18 protein-coding genes are annotated in these 21,992 nt (G+C 73.3%); 12 read left to right on the top strand and 6 right to left on the bottom strand.

Annotated features, from left to right (window positions below):
* Positions 1 to 170: 170 nt before the first annotated feature.
* Positions 171 to 2,561, top strand: coding sequence for a xanthine dehydrogenase family protein molybdopterin-binding subunit (locus AC07A6_RS20205; RefSeq protein WP_478777938.1), 2,391 nt, complete (start codon positions 171 to 173; stop codon positions 2,559 to 2,561).
* A 72-nt stretch (positions 2,562 to 2,633) separates the two neighbouring features.
* Here the strand turns inward: AC07A6_RS20205 and AC07A6_RS20200 are convergent, their stop codons facing one another.
* Positions 2,634 to 3,620 carry an SMP-30/gluconolactonase/LRE family protein gene (locus tag AC07A6_RS20200; protein WP_478777937.1) on the bottom strand — a complete coding sequence of 329 codons (987 nt, stop codon included), beginning with the start codon at positions 3,618 to 3,620 and terminating at the stop codon, positions 2,634 to 2,636.
* 77 nt (positions 3,621 to 3,697) lie between these two features.
* Here AC07A6_RS20200 and AC07A6_RS20195 point away from each other — a divergent pair, with 77 nt between their 5' ends.
* From AC07A6_RS20195 to AC07A6_RS20180, 4 genes are all read left to right on the top strand, one after another.
* Positions 3,698 to 4,135 (top strand): MarR family winged helix-turn-helix transcriptional regulator, encoded by a 438-nt coding sequence (locus tag AC07A6_RS20195; protein ID WP_385761865.1) that lies wholly within the window; start codon positions 3,698 to 3,700, stop codon positions 4,133 to 4,135.
* A 90-nt stretch (positions 4,136 to 4,225) separates the two neighbouring features.
* Positions 4,226 to 5,368, top strand: a complete 1,143-nt coding sequence (locus AC07A6_RS20190; protein ID WP_478777936.1) for an alpha/beta hydrolase — start codon at positions 4,226 to 4,228, stop codon at positions 5,366 to 5,368.
* Between the two features lie 235 nt (positions 5,369 to 5,603).
* Complete coding sequence (locus AC07A6_RS20185) at positions 5,604 to 6,689, top strand: alpha/beta hydrolase (protein ID WP_362468503.1); 1,086 nt, start codon at positions 5,604 to 5,606, stop codon at positions 6,687 to 6,689.
* 8 nt (positions 6,690 to 6,697) lie between these two features.
* Entirely contained in the window at positions 6,698 to 7,477 is a 780-nt protein-coding gene (locus AC07A6_RS20180) for a trypsin-like serine peptidase (RefSeq protein WP_478777935.1), read from the top strand.
* 6 nt (positions 7,478 to 7,483) lie between these two features.
* Here AC07A6_RS20180 and AC07A6_RS20175 read toward each other — a convergent pair whose 3' ends face one another.
* Genes AC07A6_RS20175 through AC07A6_RS20165 form a run of 3 tightly spaced genes read right to left on the bottom strand, consistent with a single transcriptional unit; the run spans position 7,484 to position 10,461 of the window.
* Positions 7,484 to 8,425 (bottom strand): EamA family transporter, encoded by a 942-nt coding sequence (locus AC07A6_RS20175; RefSeq protein WP_362468507.1) that lies wholly within the window; start codon positions 8,423 to 8,425, stop codon positions 7,484 to 7,486.
* A gap of 44 nt (positions 8,426 to 8,469) precedes the next feature.
* Complete coding sequence (locus tag AC07A6_RS20170) at positions 8,470 to 9,288, bottom strand: isocitrate lyase/PEP mutase family protein (RefSeq protein WP_478777934.1); 819 nt, start codon at positions 9,286 to 9,288, stop codon at positions 8,470 to 8,472.
* A 57-nt stretch (positions 9,289 to 9,345) separates the two neighbouring features.
* Positions 9,346 to 10,461, bottom strand: a complete 1,116-nt coding sequence (locus tag AC07A6_RS20165; RefSeq protein WP_362468511.1) for a pyridoxal-phosphate dependent enzyme — start codon at positions 10,459 to 10,461, stop codon at positions 9,346 to 9,348.
* Between the two features lie 242 nt (positions 10,462 to 10,703).
* Here AC07A6_RS20165 and AC07A6_RS20160 point away from each other — a divergent pair, with 242 nt between their 5' ends.
* The 7 genes from AC07A6_RS20160 to AC07A6_RS20130 all read left to right on the top strand — a co-directional run bounded on the left by AC07A6_RS20160 (position 10,704) and on the right by AC07A6_RS20130 (position 18,922).
* On the top strand, positions 10,704 to 12,278 hold the full coding sequence (locus AC07A6_RS20160; protein WP_478777933.1) for a S8 family peptidase: 1,575 nt from the start codon (positions 10,704 to 10,706) through the stop codon (positions 12,276 to 12,278).
* 299 nt (positions 12,279 to 12,577) lie between these two features.
* A complete protein-coding gene (locus AC07A6_RS20155) occupies positions 12,578 to 13,645 on the top strand; it encodes a DUF4190 domain-containing protein (protein WP_478777932.1) in 1,068 nt (355 codons plus the stop codon).
* 137 nt (positions 13,646 to 13,782) lie between these two features.
* On the top strand, positions 13,783 to 14,535 hold the full coding sequence (locus AC07A6_RS20150) for a GntR family transcriptional regulator (RefSeq protein ID WP_362468517.1): 753 nt from the start codon (positions 13,783 to 13,785) through the stop codon (positions 14,533 to 14,535).
* Between the two features lie 297 nt (positions 14,536 to 14,832).
* Positions 14,833 to 15,027 carry an SPOR domain-containing protein gene (locus AC07A6_RS20145; protein WP_125598320.1) on the top strand — a complete coding sequence of 65 codons (195 nt, stop codon included), beginning with the start codon at positions 14,833 to 14,835 and terminating at the stop codon, positions 15,025 to 15,027.
* Positions 15,028 to 15,059: 32 nt separating this feature from the next.
* A complete protein-coding gene (locus AC07A6_RS20140; RefSeq protein WP_478777931.1) occupies positions 15,060 to 15,539 on the top strand; it encodes a (deoxy)nucleoside triphosphate pyrophosphohydrolase in 480 nt (159 codons plus the stop codon).
* Between the two features lie 153 nt (positions 15,540 to 15,692).
* A complete protein-coding gene (locus tag AC07A6_RS20135) occupies positions 15,693 to 16,121 on the top strand; it encodes an ATP-binding protein (RefSeq protein ID WP_362468526.1) in 429 nt (142 codons plus the stop codon).
* A gap of 182 nt (positions 16,122 to 16,303) precedes the next feature.
* The gene (locus tag AC07A6_RS20130) at positions 16,304 to 18,922 is read left to right on the top strand and encodes a SpoIIE family protein phosphatase (protein WP_385761896.1); all 2,619 of its coding nucleotides are present in this window, start codon (positions 16,304 to 16,306) and stop codon (positions 18,920 to 18,922) included.
* 11 nt (positions 18,923 to 18,933) lie between these two features.
* Here the strand turns inward: AC07A6_RS20130 and AC07A6_RS20125 are convergent, their stop codons facing one another.
* Both AC07A6_RS20125 and AC07A6_RS20120 read right to left on the bottom strand, forming a co-directional pair.
* The gene (locus AC07A6_RS20125; RefSeq protein ID WP_478777930.1) at positions 18,934 to 19,650 is read right to left on the bottom strand and encodes a PspA/IM30 family protein; all 717 of its coding nucleotides are present in this window, start codon (positions 19,648 to 19,650) and stop codon (positions 18,934 to 18,936) included.
* A 52-nt stretch (positions 19,651 to 19,702) separates the two neighbouring features.
* Positions 19,703 to 21,799, bottom strand: a complete 2,097-nt coding sequence (locus AC07A6_RS20120; protein ID WP_478777929.1) for a TPM domain-containing protein — start codon at positions 21,797 to 21,799, stop codon at positions 19,703 to 19,705.
* Between the last annotated feature and the right edge of the window lie 193 nt (positions 21,800 to 21,992).

Here is a 21,992-nt window from a genome sequence, read left to right as displayed (position 1 = left end):
CCTCCACAGGCGGCCGGGCGGGCGGTTCTGAGCGATCGGTGACTGCCCCGCCCCCCGGGCCGCTGTGTGTACTGCTCCGCGTGGCCGACAGGTTTTCGGCCACGCGGAGCCGGATACCGCGCACGGGGGTCGCGGTACCGGCACGTCACGGAGAGAGAGGCGGTCCGAACATGGCCGGCACCACCAGTGGTATCCCCACCAACGTCACCCAGGGCTCCCGGACCAGGGGCGGCATCGGCGAGTCGACGCTGCGCCCGGACGGCACCCTCAAGGTCACCGGCGAGTTCGCGTACTCCTCGGACATGTGGCACGAGGACATGCTGTGGGGCCAGACACTGCGGTCCACGGTCGCGCACGCCGAGATCGTCTCCATCGACGTCGCCGAGGCCCTGACCGTGCCCGGCGTCCACGCGGTCATGACGTACGACGACCTGCCGGCCCCCATGAAGTACTACGGCATGGAGTTCCAGGACACCCCGGTCCTCGCCCACGGCAAGGTCCGCCACCACGGGGAGCCGGTCGCCCTGGTCGCCGCCGACCACCCCGAGACCGCCCGCCGCGCCGCCGCGAAGATCAAGATCGAGTACCGGGAGCTGCCGCTCATCACCGACGAGGCCTCCGCGCTCGCCCCGGACGCCGTGCTCGTCCACGAGAACCGCGACGACCACCACTCCGCGCACGTCCCGCACCCCAACGTCGTCCACCACCAGCCGATCGTCCGCGGCGACGCCGACGCGGCCGCCGCGCGGGCCGACGTCATCGTCACCGGCGAGTACACCTTCGGCATGCAGGACCAGGCCTTCCTCGGCCCCGAGTCCGGTCTCGCCGTGCCCTCCGAGGACGGCGGTGTCGACCTGTATGTCGCCACCCAGTGGCTGCACTCGGACCTCAAGCAGATCGCCCCCGTCCTCGGCCTGCCCGAGGAGAAGGTCCGCATGACGATGGCCGGTGTCGGCGGTGCGTTCGGCGGCCGCGAGGACATCTCCATGCAGATCCTCGCCTCCGTGCTCGCGCTGCGCACGGGCAAGCCGGTGAAGATGGTCTACAACCGCTTCGAGTCCTTCTTCGGCCACGTCCACCGCCACCCGGCCAAGCTGTACTACGAGCACGGCGCCACCCGCGACGGCAAGCTGACGCACATGCGCTGCAAGATCGTGCTCGACGGCGGCGCGTACGCCTCCTCCACCGCCTCGGTCGTCGGCAACGCCGCGTCCCTCTCGGTCGGCCCGTACGTCATCGACGACGTGGACATCCTGGCGGTCGGCCTCTACACCAACAACCCGCCCTGTGGCGCGATGCGCGGCTTCGGCGCCGTCCAGGCCTGCTTCGCGTACGAGGCCCAGATGGACAAGCTCGCCGCCGAACTGGGCATGGACCCGGTCGAGTTCCGCCGGCTCAACGCCATGGAGCAGGGCACGGTCATGCCCACCGGGCAGGTCGTGCACCACCCCGCCCCGGTCGCCGAACTGCTGCGCATGGTCAAGGAGCGCCCGCTGCCGCCCCTGCGCCAGTGGGAGACCGCCGGCGGCCCGGCCGACCTGCGCGCGCTGCCGGGCGGCCTGTCCAACACCACCCACGGTGAGGGCGTCGTCCGCGGTGTCGGCTACGCGGTCGGCATCAAGAACGTCGCCTTCTCGGAGGGGTTCGACGACTACTCGACGGCCAAGGTGCGGCTGGAGGCCGTGGGCGGCGAGGCCGTCGCGATGGTCCACACGGCCATGGCAGAGGTCGGCCAGGGCGGTGTCACCATCCACGCGCAGATCGCCCGTACCGAACTCGGCGTCCAGCAGGTCACCATCCACCCCGCCGACACCCAGGTGGGCTCGGCGGGTTCGACCTCCGCGGGCCGCCAGACGTACATGACCGGCGGGTCGGTGAAGAACTCCTGCGAGCTCGTCCGGGAGAAGGTCCTGGAGATGGGCCGGCGCAAGTTCGGGGCGCAGCAGCCGGCGTGGGCGTCCGACGGGCTGCTGCTGGAGGGCGGCAAGGTGGTCACCGCGGGCGGGGAGGTCCTCGCGGCCCTCGTCGACGTCCTGGGGGACGAGGTCGTCGAGATCGAGGCGGAGTGGCGGCACTTCCCCACCGAGCCCTTCGACCGGGTCACCGGCCAGGGCAAGGGCCACGTGCAGTACGCCTTCGCCGCGCACCGCGCCGTCGTGGAGGTGGACACCGAACTCGGCCTGGTCAAGGTCGTGGAGCTGGCGGTCGCCCAGGACGTGGGCAAGGCGCTCAACCCGCTGTCCGTCGTCGGCCAGATCCAGGGCGGCACCGTCCAGGGGCTGGGCGTCGCGGTGATGGAGGAGATCATCGTGGACCCGAAGACCGCGAAGGTGCGCAACCCCTCCTTCACGGACTACCTGCTCCCGACGATCCTCGACACCCCGACGATCCCGGTCGACTACCTCGAACTGGCCGACCCGGAGGCCCCGTACGGCGTCCGCGGCATCGGCGAGGCCCCGACCCTGTCCTCCACCCCGGCGGTCCTCGCGGCCATCCGCAACGCGACGGGCCTGGAGCTCAACAAGACCCCGATCCGCCCGGAGCACCTGACGGGGCTCTGACCGGGAGCGGCCCGGGACGGCGCGAGCGGCCGTCCCGGGCACCGGTCAACCGCCGTGGGGCGGGCTCGGCTGTCACAGACCCTGGACCGCGGCCACCGAGAAGGCGGTGGGGGTGCCCGTCGAGGGGGTGAAGGGGCCGTCCTTGTCGAACTGGGAGCGGACCACCAGGGTGCGGCCCGGGGTGTGGGCCAGGGTGGTGGGCATCTGGAGGGACGGGTCCGTGAGGGTGCGGGTCAGGCGGGCGCGGGTGCCGTCCGGGGTGAGCTGCCAGCGGGTCAGGGTGTTGGTGACGTTGTGGGCCGCCCGGAGGGTGCCCGTGGGGGAGAGCTGGAGGCCGTCGGCGGCCTTGAGGTCGCCGCCCGTCAGGGTGACCCGGCTCAGGGCGCCGGTGCGCAGGTCGACGCGGTGGAGTTCGCCCGCGGTCATGTCGACCGTCAGCAGGTAGCGGCCGTCCCGGTCGGCGGTGATGCCGTTGAGGGTGAAGCTGCCGGGCGGCGGCGGGGTGATGTGCCGGCCCAGGTCGTACGCCACCGCCAGCGGGCCGGAGCCGGCGCGCAGCTGCGCGGGGGTGACCCGGTAGATCACCGCGCGGACGCTGTCCGTCAGGTAGGCGGTGCCGTCCGGGGTGATGGTCAGGTCGTTGACGAAGTGCGGGACGGCGGGGTCCGTCTCGAAGCTGGCCAGGCGGGTGCCCGTCGCCGTGTCGTACACCGACACCCCGGCCGTGGAGTCCGTGACCCACAGGCGGCCGCGCGCGTCGACGCGCAGCCCGTTCGCCGTGCGCCGGCCGTCGGTGCCGGACGGGAGGAACACCTCGGCGGTACGGGCCCCCGGGCGGGCGCGGTACACCGTGCCGTCCGCGTACGAGCCGACGTACACGGTGCCCGTGCGGGGGTCGGAGGCTATGCCCTCCGGGTAGACCTTCGAGCCGGGGAGGGTGAACGCCGTCCGGACCGAGGAGGAGGGGGAGGGGGCGGGCGCGGGGGCGGCGGCCGTGGTCAGGGCCGCGGCCAGGGCGACCGCGGCCGTGGTGACGAAGGCGTGAGAGGACATGCGCATGGATGAGCCCTTCTTGATCGGTGTGTTCGCAGAGTAGTTAGAGGTCTAATGCTTGGCAAGGGTCGTAGGATGCCGCAATGACCTCCATGCCTCCCGAGGAACGCATCGGCGCACACATCAAGCGCGCCGAGCAGGCGCTCCTCGCGGCGAAGAACGCCGCCTGCAAGCCGGCCGCAGTAACGGTTCCGCAGTACGCCGCCCTGCTCTGGCTCGCCGAGAAGCCGGGCATCTCGGCGGCCGCCCTCGCCCGGCTCTGCGGGGTCACGCCGCCCACCATGAACACCGTCCTGAAGAACCTCCACGAGCGCGGCCTCATCGAGCGGACCCCCCACGAGTGGCACCGCAACGTGCTGGAGACCCGGCTCACCCCGGAGGGCCGCGCCGCGATGGAACTGGCCGACACCGGCGCCGTGCGCGTCGAGACCGCCCTCGCCGCCGCCCTCACGGAGCAGGAGCGGACGCAGCTCATCGAGCTGCTGGGGCGGTGCGCCGAGGTGCTCGACACCCTGAGGTGAACCGTCCGCGGGATCCGTGCGTCAGCAGGAGGGGGACCTCCACCCGCACTGCCCCGCCCGGGGCAGGCCCGACCGTTCGGAGCGAAGTCCGTGCACGAGTACCCGCAGCAGTCGTCCGGCCGCCGGCCCGAGCCGGGGCAGGGCCGCAGGAAGTCCCGGCGCGCCGCGATGTGGACCGGTGCGGGCATCGTGGGCGCGCTGCTCCTCGGCGCGGGCGCTTTCGCCGCCTACGAGAAGGACTGGTTCTCCGGCGACGGCCGGGCCGCCGGCTTCGCCGAGCCCGTCGTCCTGCCGAGCGCCTCCGCCTCCGCCACCGGCGGCTCCGGCGCGAAGCAGCCCGAGCCCTCCGCCTCGCCCACACCCGGCGGCGACCCGGACGTGCAGCTGCCGGCCGGACCGCGGTCCGACTTCCGGCAGACCGCGAAGCTCGACGACGGCACGGTCATCGCCAAGACCCGCGTGGCCGGGGCCAAGTCCGGGTTCGAGGGCGACGTCTGGGTCTGGACCCCCAAGGAGTACGAGGACCCGAAGTACGCCAAGAGCGCCTTCCCGGTCCTCATCGCCCTCCCCGGCGGCAACGGCTTCCCCACCAACTACTGGGCCGACCGCAGCCTCGGCCTCCAGAAGGCCGTGTCCGAGGGCGTCCAGGCCGGCACCAGCCTGCCCTTCGTCCTGGTGATGCCCGTGCTCAACCCCGACGACAAGTACTACTACGACGGTGCCGACATACCCGGCCGGCCCAAGATGGGTACCTGGATCGCCGAGGACGTCCCGGACTTCGCCCGCGCCAACTTCCGCACGTACCGGTCCCGTGACGGCTGGGCCTTCATGGGCTCCTCCTCGGGCGCCTTCGTCGGCATGAAGACGCTCCTCCAGCACCCGGACAGGTTCAAGGCCGTGATCGCCAGCGGCGGCGAGATCACCCCCGACTCCCCGCTCTGGAAGGGCCACCAGGCGGAGATGGACGCCAACAACCCGGAGAAGCTCGCCGAGAAGCTGATCGCCGCCGGCGGCCCGGACGTCTGGATCAACTTCCAGGTCGGCACGAAGGAGTCCGGCAAGGACCGGATGGTGAAGTTCGTGCAGCAGTACGGCAAGGGCCCGGTCAGGACGACCATCCGCGACATCCAGAACGGCGAGCACAACGGCTGGCACTACGTGCGCGGCATGAAGGAGGGCTCGCTGGAGTGGATCAGCAAGGTGCTGAAGGGCCCCAGGCCCGAGGGCGGCTGACCGCGCCCGGCTGACCGCGGCCCCGTACGTTCGAAAGCCGCCCGTTCCCGCTCGTTCCCGCAGGCAGGACCCTTCCCCCGGCCCGTCGCCGGACTCCGCCACGTGGCCCTCGCCACGTCGCCCCGGTCCCAGGCAACCCATACGGTCGTTCACACCTCTGTACAGGTGTTAAGGGGGACCAATCGGTCCGACCCGCGCCCAACCAGGGCGCCGGAGAAGGAACGGGAACAAATCCGTGCAGTATGACCACCAAGGCGACGGCGGCCCCACGACCAAGGGCGGCCGTCGCCCCCGGCGCCCCCGCAGGCGCCACGTCCTGATCGGCAGCGGAATCGCGCTCGCCCTCGCCGCAGGGGGCGGCGCGGCGTACAAGGCGGGCCTCTTCTCGGACATAGGGGATCCGGTCTCCTTCGGCAAGATCCAGGAGTCGGCAGCCGCCGAGGACATCCGCCCGGGGGTGCTGATGCCCACCGGCCCGAAGGCCGAGTTCACCCGCACGAGCCGGCTGCCGGACGGCACGCAGATCGCGATGACCACCCTGACCGGCGCGAAGTCCGGCTTCACGGGCGACGTGTGGGTGTGGGTGCCCAAGGAGTACGACGAACCGAAGTACGCCAAGAGCGCCTTCCCCGTGCTGATCTCCCTGCCCGGCGGACGCGGCTACCCCAAGAACTACTGGGGCACCGGCCCCGGCCTCGGGCTCCAGCAGGCCGTGATCGACGGCGTCAGGGCGGGCACCAGCCTGCCCTTCATCCTCGTCATGCCGGTGATCAACGCGGACACCAAGCACCACTTCGACGGATCGGACATCCCCGGCCAGCCGAAGATGGGCACCTGGATGGCCGATGACGTCCCCGATTTCACGAAGGCCAATTTCCGCACCTTCACCTCCCGCGACGGCTGGGCCTTCATGGGCTCCTCCTCGGGCGGCTTCGGAGCCTTCAAGCACGTCCTGAAGTACCCCGAGCGCTTCAAGGCGGTGATCGCCAGCGGCGTCGACATCGTCCCCGACTCCCCGCTGTGGAAGGGGAACCGGCAGGCCATGGACGAGAACAACCCCGAGAAGCTCGCCGAGAAGCTGATCAAGGACGGTGGCCCGGACGTCTGGATCAACTTCCAGATCGGCACCAAGGAGAGCGGCCGCGACCTGGCCGAGCGGTTCATGCGCGAGTACGGCAGGGGCCCCGTGCACACCCGGCTCCAGGTGATCCAGGATGGTGAGCACAACGGAAAGTCGTACGTACGCGGAATGAGGGAGGGTTCCCTGGAGTGGATCAGCAAGGTGATGCAGGGACCGACACCCGACCCCGCCGTGCGGTGAGCCCGACGGTGAAGGGGGCCACGGCCGCCGTCGCCGCGGGGATCGCGATGGTGTGCGCCGTCGCGTTCCTCAAGGCGCCCGGCGACCGGCCGGTGCACCCCTTCCCGACCGTCGGCGTGCTCATGGCCAACGGCGAGCACTGGTGCACGGCGAGCGTGGTCGACAGCCCCGAGGGCAACGTCGTCGCGACCGCCGCGCACTGCGTCGCCCCGGCGGGCGAAGGCGGAGTGCCCGGCGAGGTCGCCCACGACGGCCTCGCCATCGGCGAGCTCTCCTTCGCGCCCGCCTTCTCCGGGGAGGGCTCCGGCACCCAGCCCCTCGGGGTGTGGAAGGTCCGCTCGATCCACGTCGACGAACGCTGGACGAAGTGGGGCGACGACACCGCCGACTTCGCCTTCCTCACCATCGAGCCCGACGAGGACGGCCGCAGCGTGCAGGACGCCGTCGGCGGCAAGAGCGAGGCGCCGGTGCCCGACTGGACCTCCGGGTATGAGCGCGAGGTCACCGTCGTCGGCTACCCGGAGTCCGAGCACAACCCGCAGAACAAGCCCGTGTCCTGCACCACCCAGACCCGCCACGACCTCGACGACCCCGACATGCTGTACATCAGCTGCTCGGGCTTCTGGACCGGGACCAGCGGCAGCCCCTGGATCGCCGACCGCGGCGGCACGGGGCAGCCGGGCCGGCTGATCGGGGTGCTCAGCGGCGGGGACACGGACGTGGACTCCACGGCCGCGCTGTACGACGAGAAGGCCAAGGCCCTGTACGAGAAGGCCGCCAAGGGCTGAGCCGGCCTACTTCTTGCGGCGCTCCGTGCTGACGATCACGCCGACCGCCGCCACCACGATCGCGCCGCCGAGCACGATCGGCAGGGTCAGCGGCTCGTCCAGGATCAGCGCCCCCAGCGCGACGGCCACCACCGGATTGACGTACGCGTACGTGGCCACCAGCGACAGCGGCGCCGCCTGGAGCAGCCACGCGTACGCGGTGAAACCGACGACCGACCCGATCAGCACCAGGTAGCCCAGCGCCACCCACGAGGCGGTGGAGAAGGCGCCGACGTCCAGGCCGCGCTGCTCGCCGCGCAGCAGCCCCACCAGCACACCGGCGGCCCCGCCCGCCAGCATCTGGTACGCGGAGCCGGTGAAAGGATTCTCCGGCAGCGGCAGCCGCCCGGCCGAGAACGAGCCCAGCGACCACAGCAGCGCGGCGCCCAGCACCAGCAGCACCCCGCCCAGGTGGACCGTGCCGCTGAGCCCCGGGCTCGTCAGCACCGCCAGCCCGGCGAGGCCCACCAGCACCCCGGCCAGGGTGCGCAGCGGCGGCCGGTCCCCGGTGGCCGCGCGCAGCACCACCACCCACATCGGCACCGACGCGACCAGCAGCGCCGCCAGCCCGGACGGGATGGAGGTCTCGGCCAGCACCACCAGGCCGTTGCCGCCCAGGATCAGCAGCAGGCCGACCAGCACCAGCGAGCGGGCCTGCGCGGCCGTGATCCTGAGCGCGGAGGGCCCGTACCGCCAGGCGACGATGCCGGCCAGCACCAGGCCGGCGGTGATGAAGCGGGCCCCGGCGGACAGGAAGGGCGGCATGGTCTGGACGACGATCCGGATGCCGAGGTAGGTCGATCCCCAGACCACGTACACGAGCGCGAGCGCGAACCACACGGCCCCGGTGGTGCGGCGGGGCGCGTCCGTCGCCGCACCCGTGCTGTCTGTCGGAGTCGAGGTGCCCATGGCCGGATCCTACGGTCGGTGCCCGATGCACGCTTCTCGATATCTCAGCCCTTGAGCAGGGCGTTCAGCTCCCCGTACGGCAGGGATCCGGCGAGGGAGCCGTACGTGCCGCCGGCCAGCAGCTCCTCGGTGGCGCGGCGGACCACGGCGTACGCGGCCTCGGCCACCCAGGAGCCCAGGCTGACGCGGGCCACCCCGAGGGCGCCCAGCTCGGCGACGGAGGGCGCGTCCGGGCCGACGAGGACGTTCAGCGGCCCGTCGATGCCCTTGGCGAGCTCGGCGACGGTGGCGGGGTCGACGACCCCGGGCACGAAGACGCCGCTGGCGCCGGCGGCGAGGTAGGCGGCGGCGCGGGAGAGGGTCTCGTCCAGCCGGGCGGAGCTCTCGCCGAGGCCGAAGAGGTACGTGTCCACCCGGGCGTTGATGTACAGCGGCACCCCGGCCGCGTCGGCGGCGGCCCGGGCCGCGGCGAGGCGCTCGGCGTGCTCGGCGGGGGCGCGGCGGCCGTCCTCGATGTTGATGCCGACCGCCCCGGCGGCCAGCACCCCGGCGACGGTCTCCCCGACCCCGGCGGCGTCGGCGGCGAACCCGCCCTCGATGTCGGCGGTGACGGGCACGGAGACGGCCGAGGCCACCCGGGCGATCAGCTCCAGCGCCCGGTCCCGCGCGAGGACGTCCCCGTCGGGCGCCCCGAGCGACCAGGCGACCCCGGCACTGGTGGTGGCGACGGCCGCCGCCCCGGCGGCCTCGACGAGACGGGCACTGGCGACGTCCCAGGCGTTGGCGAGGGCGAGGGGGGCGGCGGGGGTGTGCAGCGCGGTGAAGGCGGTGGCCTGGGCGGCGCGGTCAAGGTTGCTGGTCATGGGGTCAGTTGAGCAGATCCGGCCCCGCCCGGCTGGCGGTTTTCCGACGCCTACCCCTCAGGAAGGGGCAAGCCCCGTCTTCGCGCCCGCGCCGCACAGGGGGATGACCGCTCTGCGGCCGCCCAGGGGGTTGCCGGGGGCGGTGGGGGCCACCGCCGCCCAGCAGGCCGCCGCCGTCGGTTCCACGAACAGGCCGCGCCGCGCCAGGTCCCGCTGCGCCTCGCGGAGCCGGTCGTCCGGGACCGTGACGAAGGTGCCGCCGGACTTGCGGACCGCCGCCAGGATCTGCCGGGCCCGCGGCGGGGCCGGGATCGCGATGCCCTCCGCCGCCGTCGGCAGCTGCGGCACCGGGGCCGCGTCCTCCGCGCCCGCCGCGAAGGCGGCCGCCAGCGGGGACACGGCCTCCGCCTGCACCCCGATCAGCGCGGGCGGCCGCACCCCCTGCCGGGCCAGCTCCTCCACCGCCAGGGCCGCGCCGAGCAGCAGGGTGCCGTTGCCCACCGGCACGACCAGCGCCTCCGGGAGCCGGCCGCCGAGGGACTCCCAGATCTCGTAGACGTACGTCTTGGTGCCGTGCAGGAAGTACGGGTTGAAGACGTGGCTGGCGTAGAACACCCCCGGCTCGTCCGCCGCCGCCCGCGCGGCCCGCGCCGTGGCCTCGCGGCCGCCCGCGACGACGCGTACGACGGCCCCGTGCGCCCGCATCTGCTCCGTCTTCTTCTCCGAAGTGCCCTCCGGCACGAAAACTTCACAACTCAGCCCGGCCCGCGCGCAGTACGCCGCCACGGACGTCCCCGCGTTGCCGCTGCTGTCGGCGACCACCCGCTGCGGGGCCAGCCGCCGGGCCAGTTCGGCGAGCATGACCGCGCCCCGGTCCTTGAAGGACAGCGTCGGCATCAGGAAGTCGAGCTTGGCGTGAATTCGCTCCGACAGCGGCACCAGCGGGGTGTGCCCCTCCGACAGCGAGACCTGGAACGCCCCCGGCAGGGGCAGTGCGGGCGCGTACCGCCACAGCGAGTGGGGTCCCGCCGCCGGTTCGAGGGCGATGGCCGGATCGGGTGTGAAGTCGAGGTCCCAGGGGCCGCCGCACAAGGGGCAGCACCACGGCGCGGTCCGCACGTCCGCGTGCGTGCCGTCCTCGGGGCAGACGTAACCAGGAAGTGCGTGCGTCATGTGCGGAGCGCCTTTGCTCGTTCATGGCCGTTGTATGGCACGGATGTTACGCGTCCGTTGTGCGTCCGTGGGGCTCTTGTGGGATGGCGCGGGGGTGGGTCAACCTTTCGGGGACGGCGGCCCGTTGAGCGGGATTCGTTGTCATGGACATGTCCGAAGGGCTGCCTGGAGGGAGTTCTTCCGCGTGTCCGCGCACCGTCGCACGGCACCCGCAGGACACCCCCTAGAGGAGGACCCCCCACATGTCCGTGATGCGTCACACCCGCCGGAGGATCGCCGGCGTCAGCGCGACCGCCGTCGCGGCCCTCGCGCTCGGCGCGGCCGCCGCCCTGCCCGCCGCCGCGGCCGAGGGCGCCCCGCAGGGCGTCATCGAGAACGCCGGTGTCGCCGGGGCCGTCCCCGGCAGCTACATCGTGACCCTGAAGGACTCCGCCGCCCGCTCCACCGCGGACAGCGGCAGGGCCGTCGCCAAGCGGTACGGCGCGAAGATCGACCGGACCTACAGCGCGGCCCTCAACGGCTACTCCGTGGAGGTCTCCGAGGCGCAGGCCAGAAAACTCGCGGCCGACCCGGCGGTGGCGTCCGTCGTGCAGAACCGCACCTTCACCGTCGACGCCACCCAGCCCAACCCGCCGTCCTGGGGCCTGGACCGGATCGACCAGCGGGCCCTCCCGCTCGACCAGAGCTACACCTACCCCGACAAGGCCGGCGAGGGCGTCACCGCGTACATCATCGACACCGGCGTCCGCATCACCCACCAGGACTTCGGCGGCCGCGCCTCCTACGGCTACGACGCCGTCGACAACGACAACACCGCCCAGGACGGCCACGGCCACGGCACGCACGTCGCCGGCACCGTCGCCGGAGGCGCGTACGGCGTCGCCAAGAAGGCGAAGATCGTCGGCGTCCGCGTCCTCGACAACAACGGCTCCGGCACGACGGCCCAGGTGGTCGCCGGCATCGACTGGGTCACCCGCAACGCGGTCAAGCCGGCCGTGGCCAACATGTCGCTCGGCGGCGGCGCGGACTCCGCGCTCGACACCGCCGTGCGCAACTCCATAGCCGCCGGCATCACCTACGGCGTCGCGGCCGGCAACGAGTCCACGGACGCCTCCAGCAAGTCCCCGGCGCGCGTGGCCGAGGCCATCACCGTCGGCTCGACCACCAACACCGACGCGAAGTCCAGCTTCTCCAACTACGGCTCCATCCTGGACATCTTCGCGCCGGGCTCCTCCATCACCTCCGCCTGGGGCACCGGGGACACCGCGACGAACACCATCTCGGGCACCTCGATGGCCACCCCGCACGTCGTCGGCGCGGCGGCCCTCTACCTCTCGCAGAACCCGGCGAGCACCCCGGCGCAGGTCCGCGACGGCCTCGTCGCCGCGGCCACCCCGAACGTGGTGACCAGCCCCGGCACCGGATCCCCCAACCGCCTGCTGAACGTGGGCGCGAGCACCACGCCGCCGAACCCGGGCACCAAGTTCGAGAACACCGCCGACTACGCGATCAACGACAACGCCACCGTCGAGTCGCCGGTCACCGTCAGCGGGATCTCCGGCAACGCCCCGGCCGCGCTGAGCGTCTCGGTCGACATCAAGCACACCTACATCGGTGACCTGAAGGTCGACCTCGTCGCCCCCGACGGCTCGGTCTACAACCTGCACAACCGCAGCGGCGGCAGCGCCGACAACATCATCCGCTCCTACACGGTCAACGCCTCGTCCGAGGTGGCCAACGGGGTGTGGAAGCTGCGGGTGAACGACAACGCCAACATCGACACCGGCAAGATCGACTCCTGGGCGCTGCAGTTCTGACGCCGGGTGGCTCCGGCACGGGACGGAGCACTGAGGTCCTCCGCCCGGGCGACCGGGTGGCGAGGGGCGCGATAACAGGCTGGATCGCGCGATGAACACGGGGGCGACCGAGTGATCGGTCGCCCCCGCTGCGTACTATTTCGGGCATTCGTTCGCGCCGCCCCTGATGGAGCACTCGCCCGGTGACCACCCCGCCCCCGCAGCATCCCCCCGCCGGCCCGGGCCACTCCTGGCCCCCGCCGTCGCCGCCGCCGGTGTGGGGGGCGCCGCCGCCCGGGTACGGGACTCCTCCCGGATACATGCATCAGCCCGCGCTCAACGGGTTCGCGCTGGCCTCCCTGCTGGTCGGGCTGCTGTGCTTCCCGCCGCTCGGGATCGTCTTCGCCGTCGTGGCGCTGGTGCAGATCGCGCGCAAGGGGGAGCGGGGCCGCGCCCTGGCCGTCGCGGGCCTGGTGGTCTCGCTGCTGACGACGGCCGTCCTGGTCACCGGCGTCACCCGGTACGCGGAGCACTTCACGGGCGGGCCGGGCGGCGCGTGGGAGCCGGAGCAGGTGGAGGGCCAGCTGACGGGGATGGACGAGCTGCGCGTGGGCGACTGCTTCAACGTCCCCGGCGGCGACCTCCTCGACGAGACCCGCTTCACCTACAAGATCGGCTGCGACCGGGTGCACGACGCCGAGGTGACGGCCGCGACGGCGATCGGGCAGAGCTCCTACCCCAGCAAGGGCTGGCTGAAGGAGAACGCCACGGAAGCCTGCTGGAAGGCGCAGGACGCCTACGCGATGGACTCGTGGGCGCTGCCCGGGTACGCGGAGATGTTCTACTTCACCCCCTCGCCGGACGGCTGGCAGAACGGCGACCGGCGGCTCCTGTGCCTCATCGGCACGTCGACGCAGGAGCACAAGGGCAGTCTGCGCAAGGATGCGGGCATGCTGACGCCCGACCAGGTGACCCTGCTGAGCGCGCTGAACACCGTGGACCAGGCGCTGGGGCGCGCCCCCGACCGGGAGCTGGACGAGGCGCTGCCCGAGCACCAGAAGTGGGCGCGGGGCGTGGACGAGGCGCTGGCGGCACAGGAGCGGATGCTCCAGGGCGCCACCGCGCACCAGGGCACGGGCCCGGCGGCGGGCGCCCGGCTCCGGGAGGTCGCCGCGGCGCGCAAGGAGTGGCAGCGGGCGGCGCGGGCGACCCGGCCGGCCGACTTCCAGCGGGCGTGGGACGCGGCGCTGGCGGCGCTGTCGGTGGACACGGAGAAGGCGCTGCGCGGGTCGTACGGGCTCTCGACGCGGGTTCCGGAGTGGCTGCGGCCGGGTCCGGACGGGCCGGGGACGGGGTCCGGTCGGGGGCCCTCGGCGGAGTCCGTCTGAGGTCCTGTGGGTAACGCGCGGTAACGGGTTTGAGTGACCTGGGTTCATCACATCGAGTGAAACTCTGGCCCGTGCTTGCGCTGCTCAACCGTCGGTTGCCAGGGTGTAGCTGTCTGTCAACCTGATGGGAGTGGCTCGTGACTTTCGGTGAGCAGCCGGCCTATCTCCGCGTCGCCGGGGATCTGCGACGGAAGATCGTCGACGGCTCCCTGCCCCCGCACGCCCGGCTCCCTTCCCAGGCCCGGATCCGCGAGGAGTACGGGGTCTCCGACACCGTGGCGCTGGAGGCGCGCAAGGTCCTCATGGCCGAGGGGCTGGTGGAGGGCCGGTCCGGGTCCGGTACGTACGTGCGCGAGCAGCCCGTGCCCCGCAGGGTCGCCCGCTCCGGCTACCGCTCGGCCGGGGCGTCGACGCCGTTCCGCCAGGAGCAGGCGGAGGCGGGCGCCCGCGGCACGTGGGAGTCCAGCAGTGAGCAGGCGGCCGCGCCGGACCGGATCGCGGAGCGCCTCGGCATCGAGCCGGGGGACCGGGTCATGCGCACCCGGTACGTCTTCCGCGACGCGGGGGAGGCCATGATGCTCTCCACCTCCTGGGAGCCCCTGGCCGTGACCGGCCGGACCCCGGTGATGCTGCCGGAGGAGGGGCCGCTGGGCGGCTCCGGGGTGGTGGACCGGATGGCCGCCATCGACGTGGTGGTGGACAACGTGGTCGAGGAGGTCGGGGCCCGGCCGGGCCTGGCCGAGGAGATCATGACGCTGGGCGGGGTCCCGGGGCACGTGGTGCTGGTGGTGAGCCGTACGTACTTCGCGTCGGGCCGCGCCGTGGAGACCGCGGACGTGGTCGTGCCGGCGGACCGCTACCGCCTCTCGTACCACCTGCCTGTCCGGTAACGGCGCACACGCCGGGTTTTCGGCCGTTTCACAGGGGTGCGGGGGGCGCCCCGGACCCCCGTTCGAGTCGGGTCCGCGCGGAGCGGCGGGCCCTCCCACGCCGCCCACCCGCGGTGCGCTCCGTGCGCCGGGTCAGGACCGGCGCGCACGCCCCGCTCGTACCCCTGGCCGGATGCGTACGCCCCCTGGGTACCTCTTCGTGAAAAACCGTATCCGCTCAGTAAAGGTCGGGCGTAAGCTCGGGCATATGCGCAATGCGGTTTCCTGGGCAGGTACAGCGGCGGAGGGTGAAGCGCGATGACCGACAGCGGTGCCCTGCTTCCATGGCTGGTCATACGTCAGGACGACAACGGCAACCGCTACCGGGTGGGTCGCTACCCCACCCGGGCCGAGGCCCAGAAGGTCGTCGACAGCCTCGACGACCGGGGACACAAGCAGCTCTACTGGGTCGAGCGGATCGGACAGGAAAGCCAGACCGCCACCACCAACTGAATCGGCTGAAGGCGCTGGCATAGGCTCCGCCCATGACTGTACGCGTGGTCGTGGGCGGAGCCCTTTGTCATGACGGGCGCCTGCTGGCCGCCCGGCGCAGCGCGCCGCCCGAGCTGGCCGGCCGGTGGGAGCTCCCCGGCGGCAAGGCCGAGCCGGGCGAGACCGTGCCCGAGGCGCTGGTGCGCGAACTGCGCGAGGAGCTCGGCGTGGAGACCGAGGTGCTGGAACGGATCCCGGGGGAGTGGCCGCTGAGGCCCGGCCTGGTCCTGCACGTGTGGACCGCCCGCCTGGTCTCGGGGGAGCCCGAGCCCCTGGAGGACCACGACGAACTGCGCTGGCTGGCCCCGCACGAGCTGGACTCGGTGGACTGGCTCGACCAGGACCGGCCCTTCGTCGAGGAGGCCGGCCGCCGGCTGCGCACCGGAACGGGCGTGGGCCGGGCGGCGGAGCGGGACCGCCGAGGGGGCGGGACCGGCGCCGCGTCGCACGGCGGGGCGCACCGGGGCGCGTGACGCTCCCGCTCTAGGCCGTCTGCGCCACAGTGCGCCGGTGCGTGGGGGATCGGGTGGTACGGCGCCCCGAATATCGGGTATGTCGCTATTAGTCCCTATCTCGTCCCCCTTTCGTCCCGACGAACCTGACTGGGGTCGCTGGTGGCCCGGGAAGTGATCGGCGTGATCGACACAGACGGTGAATGCGCCGAGTGGGCCTTCCCCGCCGAGCCCGGTGCCGTCCGCACCGCACGCCACGCCGTGCGCGGCACCCTCCGCTCCTGGGGCCTCGACTCCGTCGGCGACGTGACCGTCCTGCTGGTCAGCGAGCTGGTCACCAACTCCCTGCGGTACGCCTCCGGCCCCATCGGGGTCCGCCTGGTACGGCGCAATCCGGCCGCGCCGGACCTGGCCGGCGGCCCGGCCCTGCTCGTGGAGGTCTCCGATCCGCTTCCGGATCCGCCCCGCGAGCGGGTCGCCAAGCCGGACGACGAGGGCGGGCGCGGCCTGCACCTCGTCGCCGTCTCCGCGCGCCGCTGGGGCACCAGGCACGGGAAGACGGGGAAAACCGTGTGGTTCGAGTTGGCTCTTCCTGGTGAGTAACAAGGAGAAGGGCGGCAGTGGGTCTCCCGGACGGCGTCTGGGGAGACCACCGGACATGGCCGGAAAACAACGGGACCCTTTTGTGATCGTGAACGCCGTGCCGTACGGGGCCGTGGTGCTGAATACTTCGGTCATGGCCGGTCCGGTTGCGGTGAGCTGGAGGGGACGGTCGCGTGAGCGAGATACCTGCGCAGACACATCAGGCCCGTGTGCCCGGGGAGCCTTTGCACGACTCCCTGTGGCACAGCAGTCCGCCTGGCTCGATATACGACTACATAAAGGTCGCCTCCTTCTCGATCGGCCCTGACGGGCTCATCGACCAGTGGAGCCTGCGCGCCGAGGAACTGTTCGGGCTCAGCGCGGCACAGGCGGTCGGCCGCGACCCCGTCGCGGCCTTCATGCCCCCCGAGCTGCGCGAGGGCGGCCACCGCAAGGTCGCCGAGATCCTCGACGGCAAGGAGTGGACCGGCCTGATCCCCTTCCGGATCCCCGGCGGCAAGGGCGCCCACGGCGTGGCCGAGATCTATGTGATGCCCACCCAGACCGAGAGCGCCGAGCGGGCCGCACTGTGCGTCGTCGTCGACGTGCGCGCGCTGCGCCGCATCGAATCCGACCTCGCCGCATCACAGGCCATATTCGGCCAATCCCCCTTCGGTTTCCTGCTCTTCGGCACCGACCTCACCGTGCAGCGGGCCAACCGGCGCTTCGCGACCGTCTTCGGCGGCACCGTCGCCGAGCACCGCGGCCGCACCGTCCACGACTACCTGCCGCCCCACGAGGCCGACCGGATGGCCGAAGCCCTGCGCCGGGTGCTGGAGACCGGCGAATCCGTCACCGACCTGCGGATCACCGGCGCCACCCCCCGCAGCCGCGACGACCGCCACTGGTCGATCAACCTCTACCGGGTGCACGACGGCACCGGCCGCCCCATCGGCGTCGCCGGCCTCGGCACCGACGTCACCCGCCGCCACCTCGCCGCCCGCGAGGCCGCCGGGGTCCGGCGCAACCTCGCCCTCCTCAACGAGGCCGGGCACCGCATCGGCAACTCCCTCGACCTGGAGACCACCGCCCGCGAACTCCTCGACGTCACCGTCCCCGGCTTCTGCGACCTGGCCGCCGTCGACCTCTACCAGGGCCTGCTGCTCGGCGACGACGACCGCCCCGCCCGTCCCCAGGGACCCGGAGTCCCCTCCCTGCCCGACCAGGGCGCCCGCCGCGCCCCCTCCGCGAAGCTGCGCCGGGTCGCCTTCGCCTCCGCCGTCTCCGACGCCCCCCTGTCGGGGCCCGGCGCCCTCGTCGCCGTGGGGGAGACCCACCGCTACCCCGCCGCCTCCCCCGGAGCGCGGGTCCTGCGCACCGCACGGCCCCGGCTGGTCGACGCCGCGGGCCCCGACGACCTCGTCCAGTCCACGCTGATCGTCCCGATGGTCGCCCACGACACCGTCGTCGGCCTCGCCCAGTTCTCCCGTACGAAGGGCAGCGAGCCCTTCGGCGAACGCGACCGGGCCGTCGCCGTGGAACTCGCCGCACGGGCCGCCGTCTGCATCGACAACGCCCGCCTCTACCGGCGCGAGCACGAACGCGCCCTGATCCTCCAGCGCAGCCTGCTCCCGCCCGGCGACCCCGAGGCCGCCGGCCTCGACATCGCCTGCCGCTACCTGCCGGGCAACGCCGCCACCGAGGTCGGCGGCGACTGGTTCGACGTCATCGAACTGCCCGGGCACCGCACCGCCCTCGTCGTCGGCGACGTCATGGGCCGCGGCCTGCGCGCCGCCGTCGCCATGGGCGAACTGCGCACCGCCGTACGCACCCTCGCCCTGCTGGACCTGGAACCGGCCGAGGTGCTCACCGCCCTCGACGAGGTCGCCCGCGGCCTCGGCGCCCCCGGCGGCGCCCAGCAGGCCTCGCGCGCCGCGCTGCACTCCCGCGACGCCGACCGCTCCGAGGTCTACCTCGCCACCTGCGTCTACGCCGTCTACGACCCCGTCACCCGGCGCTGCACCATCGCCAACGCCGGCCACATGCCGCCCGTCCTCGTCGAACCCGCCGAGGACGGCGCCGAACCGCGCCCCGGACTGCTGCTGGAGATCCCGACCGGAATGCCGCTCGGGGTGGGCGGCGAACCCTTCGAGGAGGTCGAGGTCGAACTCCCCGAGGGCGCCCTGCTCGCCCTCTACACCGACGGGCTGGTCGAGTCCCGCGACCACCCCCTGGAAGAGGGCCTGCGCGGGCTGCGCGGGGCGGTCGCCGATCCGTCCCGCCCCCTGGAGGAGGTCTGCGACCACGTCCTGAACACCCTCCACACCCGGCACGGCGAGGACGACATCGCCCTGCTCATGGCGCGGGTCCAGGGACTGCCCACCGGCGCCGTCGGCGACTGGCAGCTGCCCCGCGAGGCCCGCTCGGTGGGCCGCGCCCGGGAACTGGCCCGCGCCAAACTGCCCGCCTGGGGCCTGGAAGGCCTCCTCGACACCACGGAACTGCTGGTCAGCGAACTCGTCACCAACGCCCTGCGGTACGGGGAGGGGGAGATCCGGCTCCGGCTGCTGCTGGACCGGACCCTGGTGTGCGAGGTCTGGGACGGCAACCTCGCCCAGCCCAGGCGCCGCCGCGCCCGGGACACCGACGAGGGCGGCCGCGGCCTCCAGCTCGTAGGCCTGCTCTCGGCCGGCTGGGGCACCCGCCGCACCCACCGGGGCAAGACCGTCTGGTTCGAGCTCCCGCTCCCGATGCCGGGCGGCGCACCGGGAGGGGCGGTCACCGAACTGTCGGCGGAACAGCTGCTGGACATGTACGGCTGAGGAGGGGCCGTTCAGGCCGCCCGGGACTTGAGGGCGGCCAGCCGGGCCTCGATCTCCGAGGTCCTGCCGAGGTCGTCCAGCGCCTCGAACTGGGCGTCCAGGGAGGAGGCCGCCAGCTCCGACTTCCCCATGGCCATCGCCTCCTCCCGCCGCACCTTCTCCTCGAAGCGGTGCAGTTCGCTGGTCGGGTCCAGCACGTCGATGTTCTTCACCGCGTCCAGCATCGTGTTCTGCGCCCGCGCCGTCTTCGCCCGCGCCACCAGCTCGTCCCGCTTGGCCTCCAGCTCCGTCAGCTTGTCCTTCATCGAGTCCAGGCCCGCCCTGAGCCGGTCCACGACCTCCGTCTGAGCGGCGATCACCGGCTCCGCCGTCGCCGCCTCCTTCTCCGACTGCAACTGCCGGCCCAGGGCCACCTTCGCCAGGTTGTCGAAGCGGTCCGCCTCGGCCGCCGCGCCGGACGCGCGCAGCTCGTCCGCCTTGCGGCTGGCGGCGAGGGCCTTGCCGCCCCACTCGGCGGCCGCGGCCACGTCCTCCTTGTGGTCGGCCTCCAGCATCCGCAGGTTGCCGATGGTCGTGGCCACCGCCTGCTCGGCCTCCGAGATGTTGTTCGAGTAGTCGCGGATCAGCTGGTCCAGCATCTTCTGCGGGTCCTCGGCCTGGTCCAGCAGCGCGTTGACGTTGGCCTTCGCGAGCTGGGTGACACGGCCGAGGATCGTCTGCTTGCTCATCTGGGTCCTTCCTGGTGGTGGATGGGGGTCCGGAGACCTGGTGCCCGGTCGTTCAGAAGCGGCCGCCGCCGCCCATGCGGCCGCGGGTGCCGCCGCCCCCGTACGAGCCGGGCCCGCCGCCGAACCCGCCTCCACCTCCGCCTCCACCTCCGCCGAAGGCGCCTCCGCTGCCGAACCCGCCCCGGCCGCCGCCGCCCCGGAGGATCTCGCCGAGGATGATCCCGCCGAGGACGGCACCGCCCCGGCCGCCGCCCGCGCGCCGCCCCGCGTACGGGTTCCGGTACGCCCGTACGTCCTCCTCCGCCAGCTGCTGCGCCTGCCGGGCCAGCGAGTCCGCCTGCTGCGCCTCCGCCAGCGCCCCCGCCGGGTCCTGGCCGGCCAGCGCCGCCGACCGCTCCAGGTGCCGCTGCGCCTCCGCCAGCCGGGTGCGGGCCTGGCTGCCGACCGCACCCCGGCTGGTGGTCACGTAGTCCGTCGCCGCGCCGATCGCACTGCGGGCCGACAGCTGCGCCTGGTCCAGCAGCGCCGCCGCCCGCCGCCGCCCCGACTCCTGCTCCCGCGCCCCCGCCAGGGCCTCGTCCAGGGCCGCGTCCGCCTCCTCGACCCGGCGCAGCGCGTCGATCGGGTCGTACCGGCCCGCCGCCAGCTCCCGCCGCACATCGGCCAGTACGGACTCCGCCCGGCCGATCCGGCCCCGCAGGTCGCCCGTGGCGGAGCCCGCCTGGGTACCGGTCAGCAGGCCGCGGGCGTCGGCGAGGTCCGTCTCCGTCTCGGTCAGCGCCCCCGGCAGCTTCCCGGCCGCCTCCGCCAGCTCCTGCGCCCGCCGCTCCACCGCGTCCACCAGGGTCGCCGCCTGGTCCACCGCGCCCTCGGCGGCCCGTACGTGCACGGCGGCCCGGCCGTTGTCCCCGGCGCCCAGGGCGGCCCGCGCCTCGCCGAGACTGGTCGTCGCGAACAGCAGCCGGTCCTGGGCCTGCTCCGGGTTGGAGGCCACCGGCGCGGCCGCGGAGTCCGCGTAGCGGCCCGTCAGCGCGGCCAGGGTCGCCCCGGCCGTCGTCGTACGGCCCGTCAGCGCCCGGAAGTGCGCCTCCACCGTGGCCAGGGCCTGCGGGGCGTTCTTCTCCAGGTCCCGCAGCCGGTCGAAGTCCGCCGACTCGGCGTCGAGCCTGCGGTTGGCCTCCGTGCAGCGGGCCACGATCTCCTCCAGCATCCGGCGGCGGGTCGCGTCGTCCTCCGGGTAGGCGTCGTCCAGCTGCTGGCGCAGCCGGAAGGCGTGCGTCAGCTCGTCCTTGGCGTACGCCACCGCCGCGGTGAACGTGCCGACCGCCTCGTCGCCGAACTGCGCGGTGGCGAAGCCGAGCTCCTCGGTACTGGTGCGGACGGCGTCGTCGGTCTCCACGAGCAGGGCCTTCGCGGTGGCGTCGAGCTCGGGCAGCGGCGCGGGCCCGGCCCGAGCCCCGTCCCAGCCGGCGTGGGCGGTGGTGGTGCCCCGGCCCGTCCCGTCGCGCTTCCTGCGGCGGCGGTACGCGTACACCCCGAGCGCCCCGGCCGCGCCGACGGCGACCACGGGCAGCACGAAGTCCCCGGCCCCGCTCGCCCCTTCCGCCGCGCCACCGGGGTCGGCGGGGCCGGGGGTGACGGCGGGCACGGGGACCGGCTTCCCGCCGAGCACGGCGTCGTAGCCGTTCGCCGCGCCGATGGCGGCGCCCGCCCAGTCGTTCTGGCGCAGGGCGGGCTCGATGGCGGTACGGGCGACGTCCGCGAGCTGCGCCTCGGTGAAACCGGAGTCGACGTCGGCCGAATAGGCGTACTGCCGGTCGCCGGTCGCCACCGCGAGCAGGACGTCGTCCTGGCCGAGCCCGTTCCTCTGCGCGGTGGCGTCCGCCCAGCTCTGCGGGGCCCGCCCGGAGAAGTCGCGCACGTACGCCACGAAGAGCTGGACCTTCCGGCCGGCGTACAGCCGCTCCAGCGCGGCGGCCACCGCGGGCCCCCGGTCCCCGAGGGCGCCGACGCGGTCGGTGACCTGCCCCTGCCGTGACAGCGCGACGGGGTCCTCGGCCCGGGCCGGCGGGGCCGGCAGTACGAGCAGTGCGAGCAGCATGGCGGCGAGGAGGATCGCGTGCGGGGCGACGCGTCTCAGCGAGTACACATCTGGGAGGCTATGGGCCCTTACGGGGCCCCGCATCCGGAGCCTGTTGGGGCTGGGGCTGGGGCCGGTGGGTCGGGTGCGGGCGATGCCGCTGCGCGGGGCCGTCCCCTACCCGCCCTTCCACCGTTCCCCGGGCGCTGCCCGGACCCGCGCCTCAAACGCCGGCGGGGCTATCTATAGCCTCGCCGGCGTT

The organism is Streptomyces sp. NPDC044002, assembly GCF_056434525.1.
This window is presented reverse-complemented; position numbering and strand designations above follow the sequence as displayed.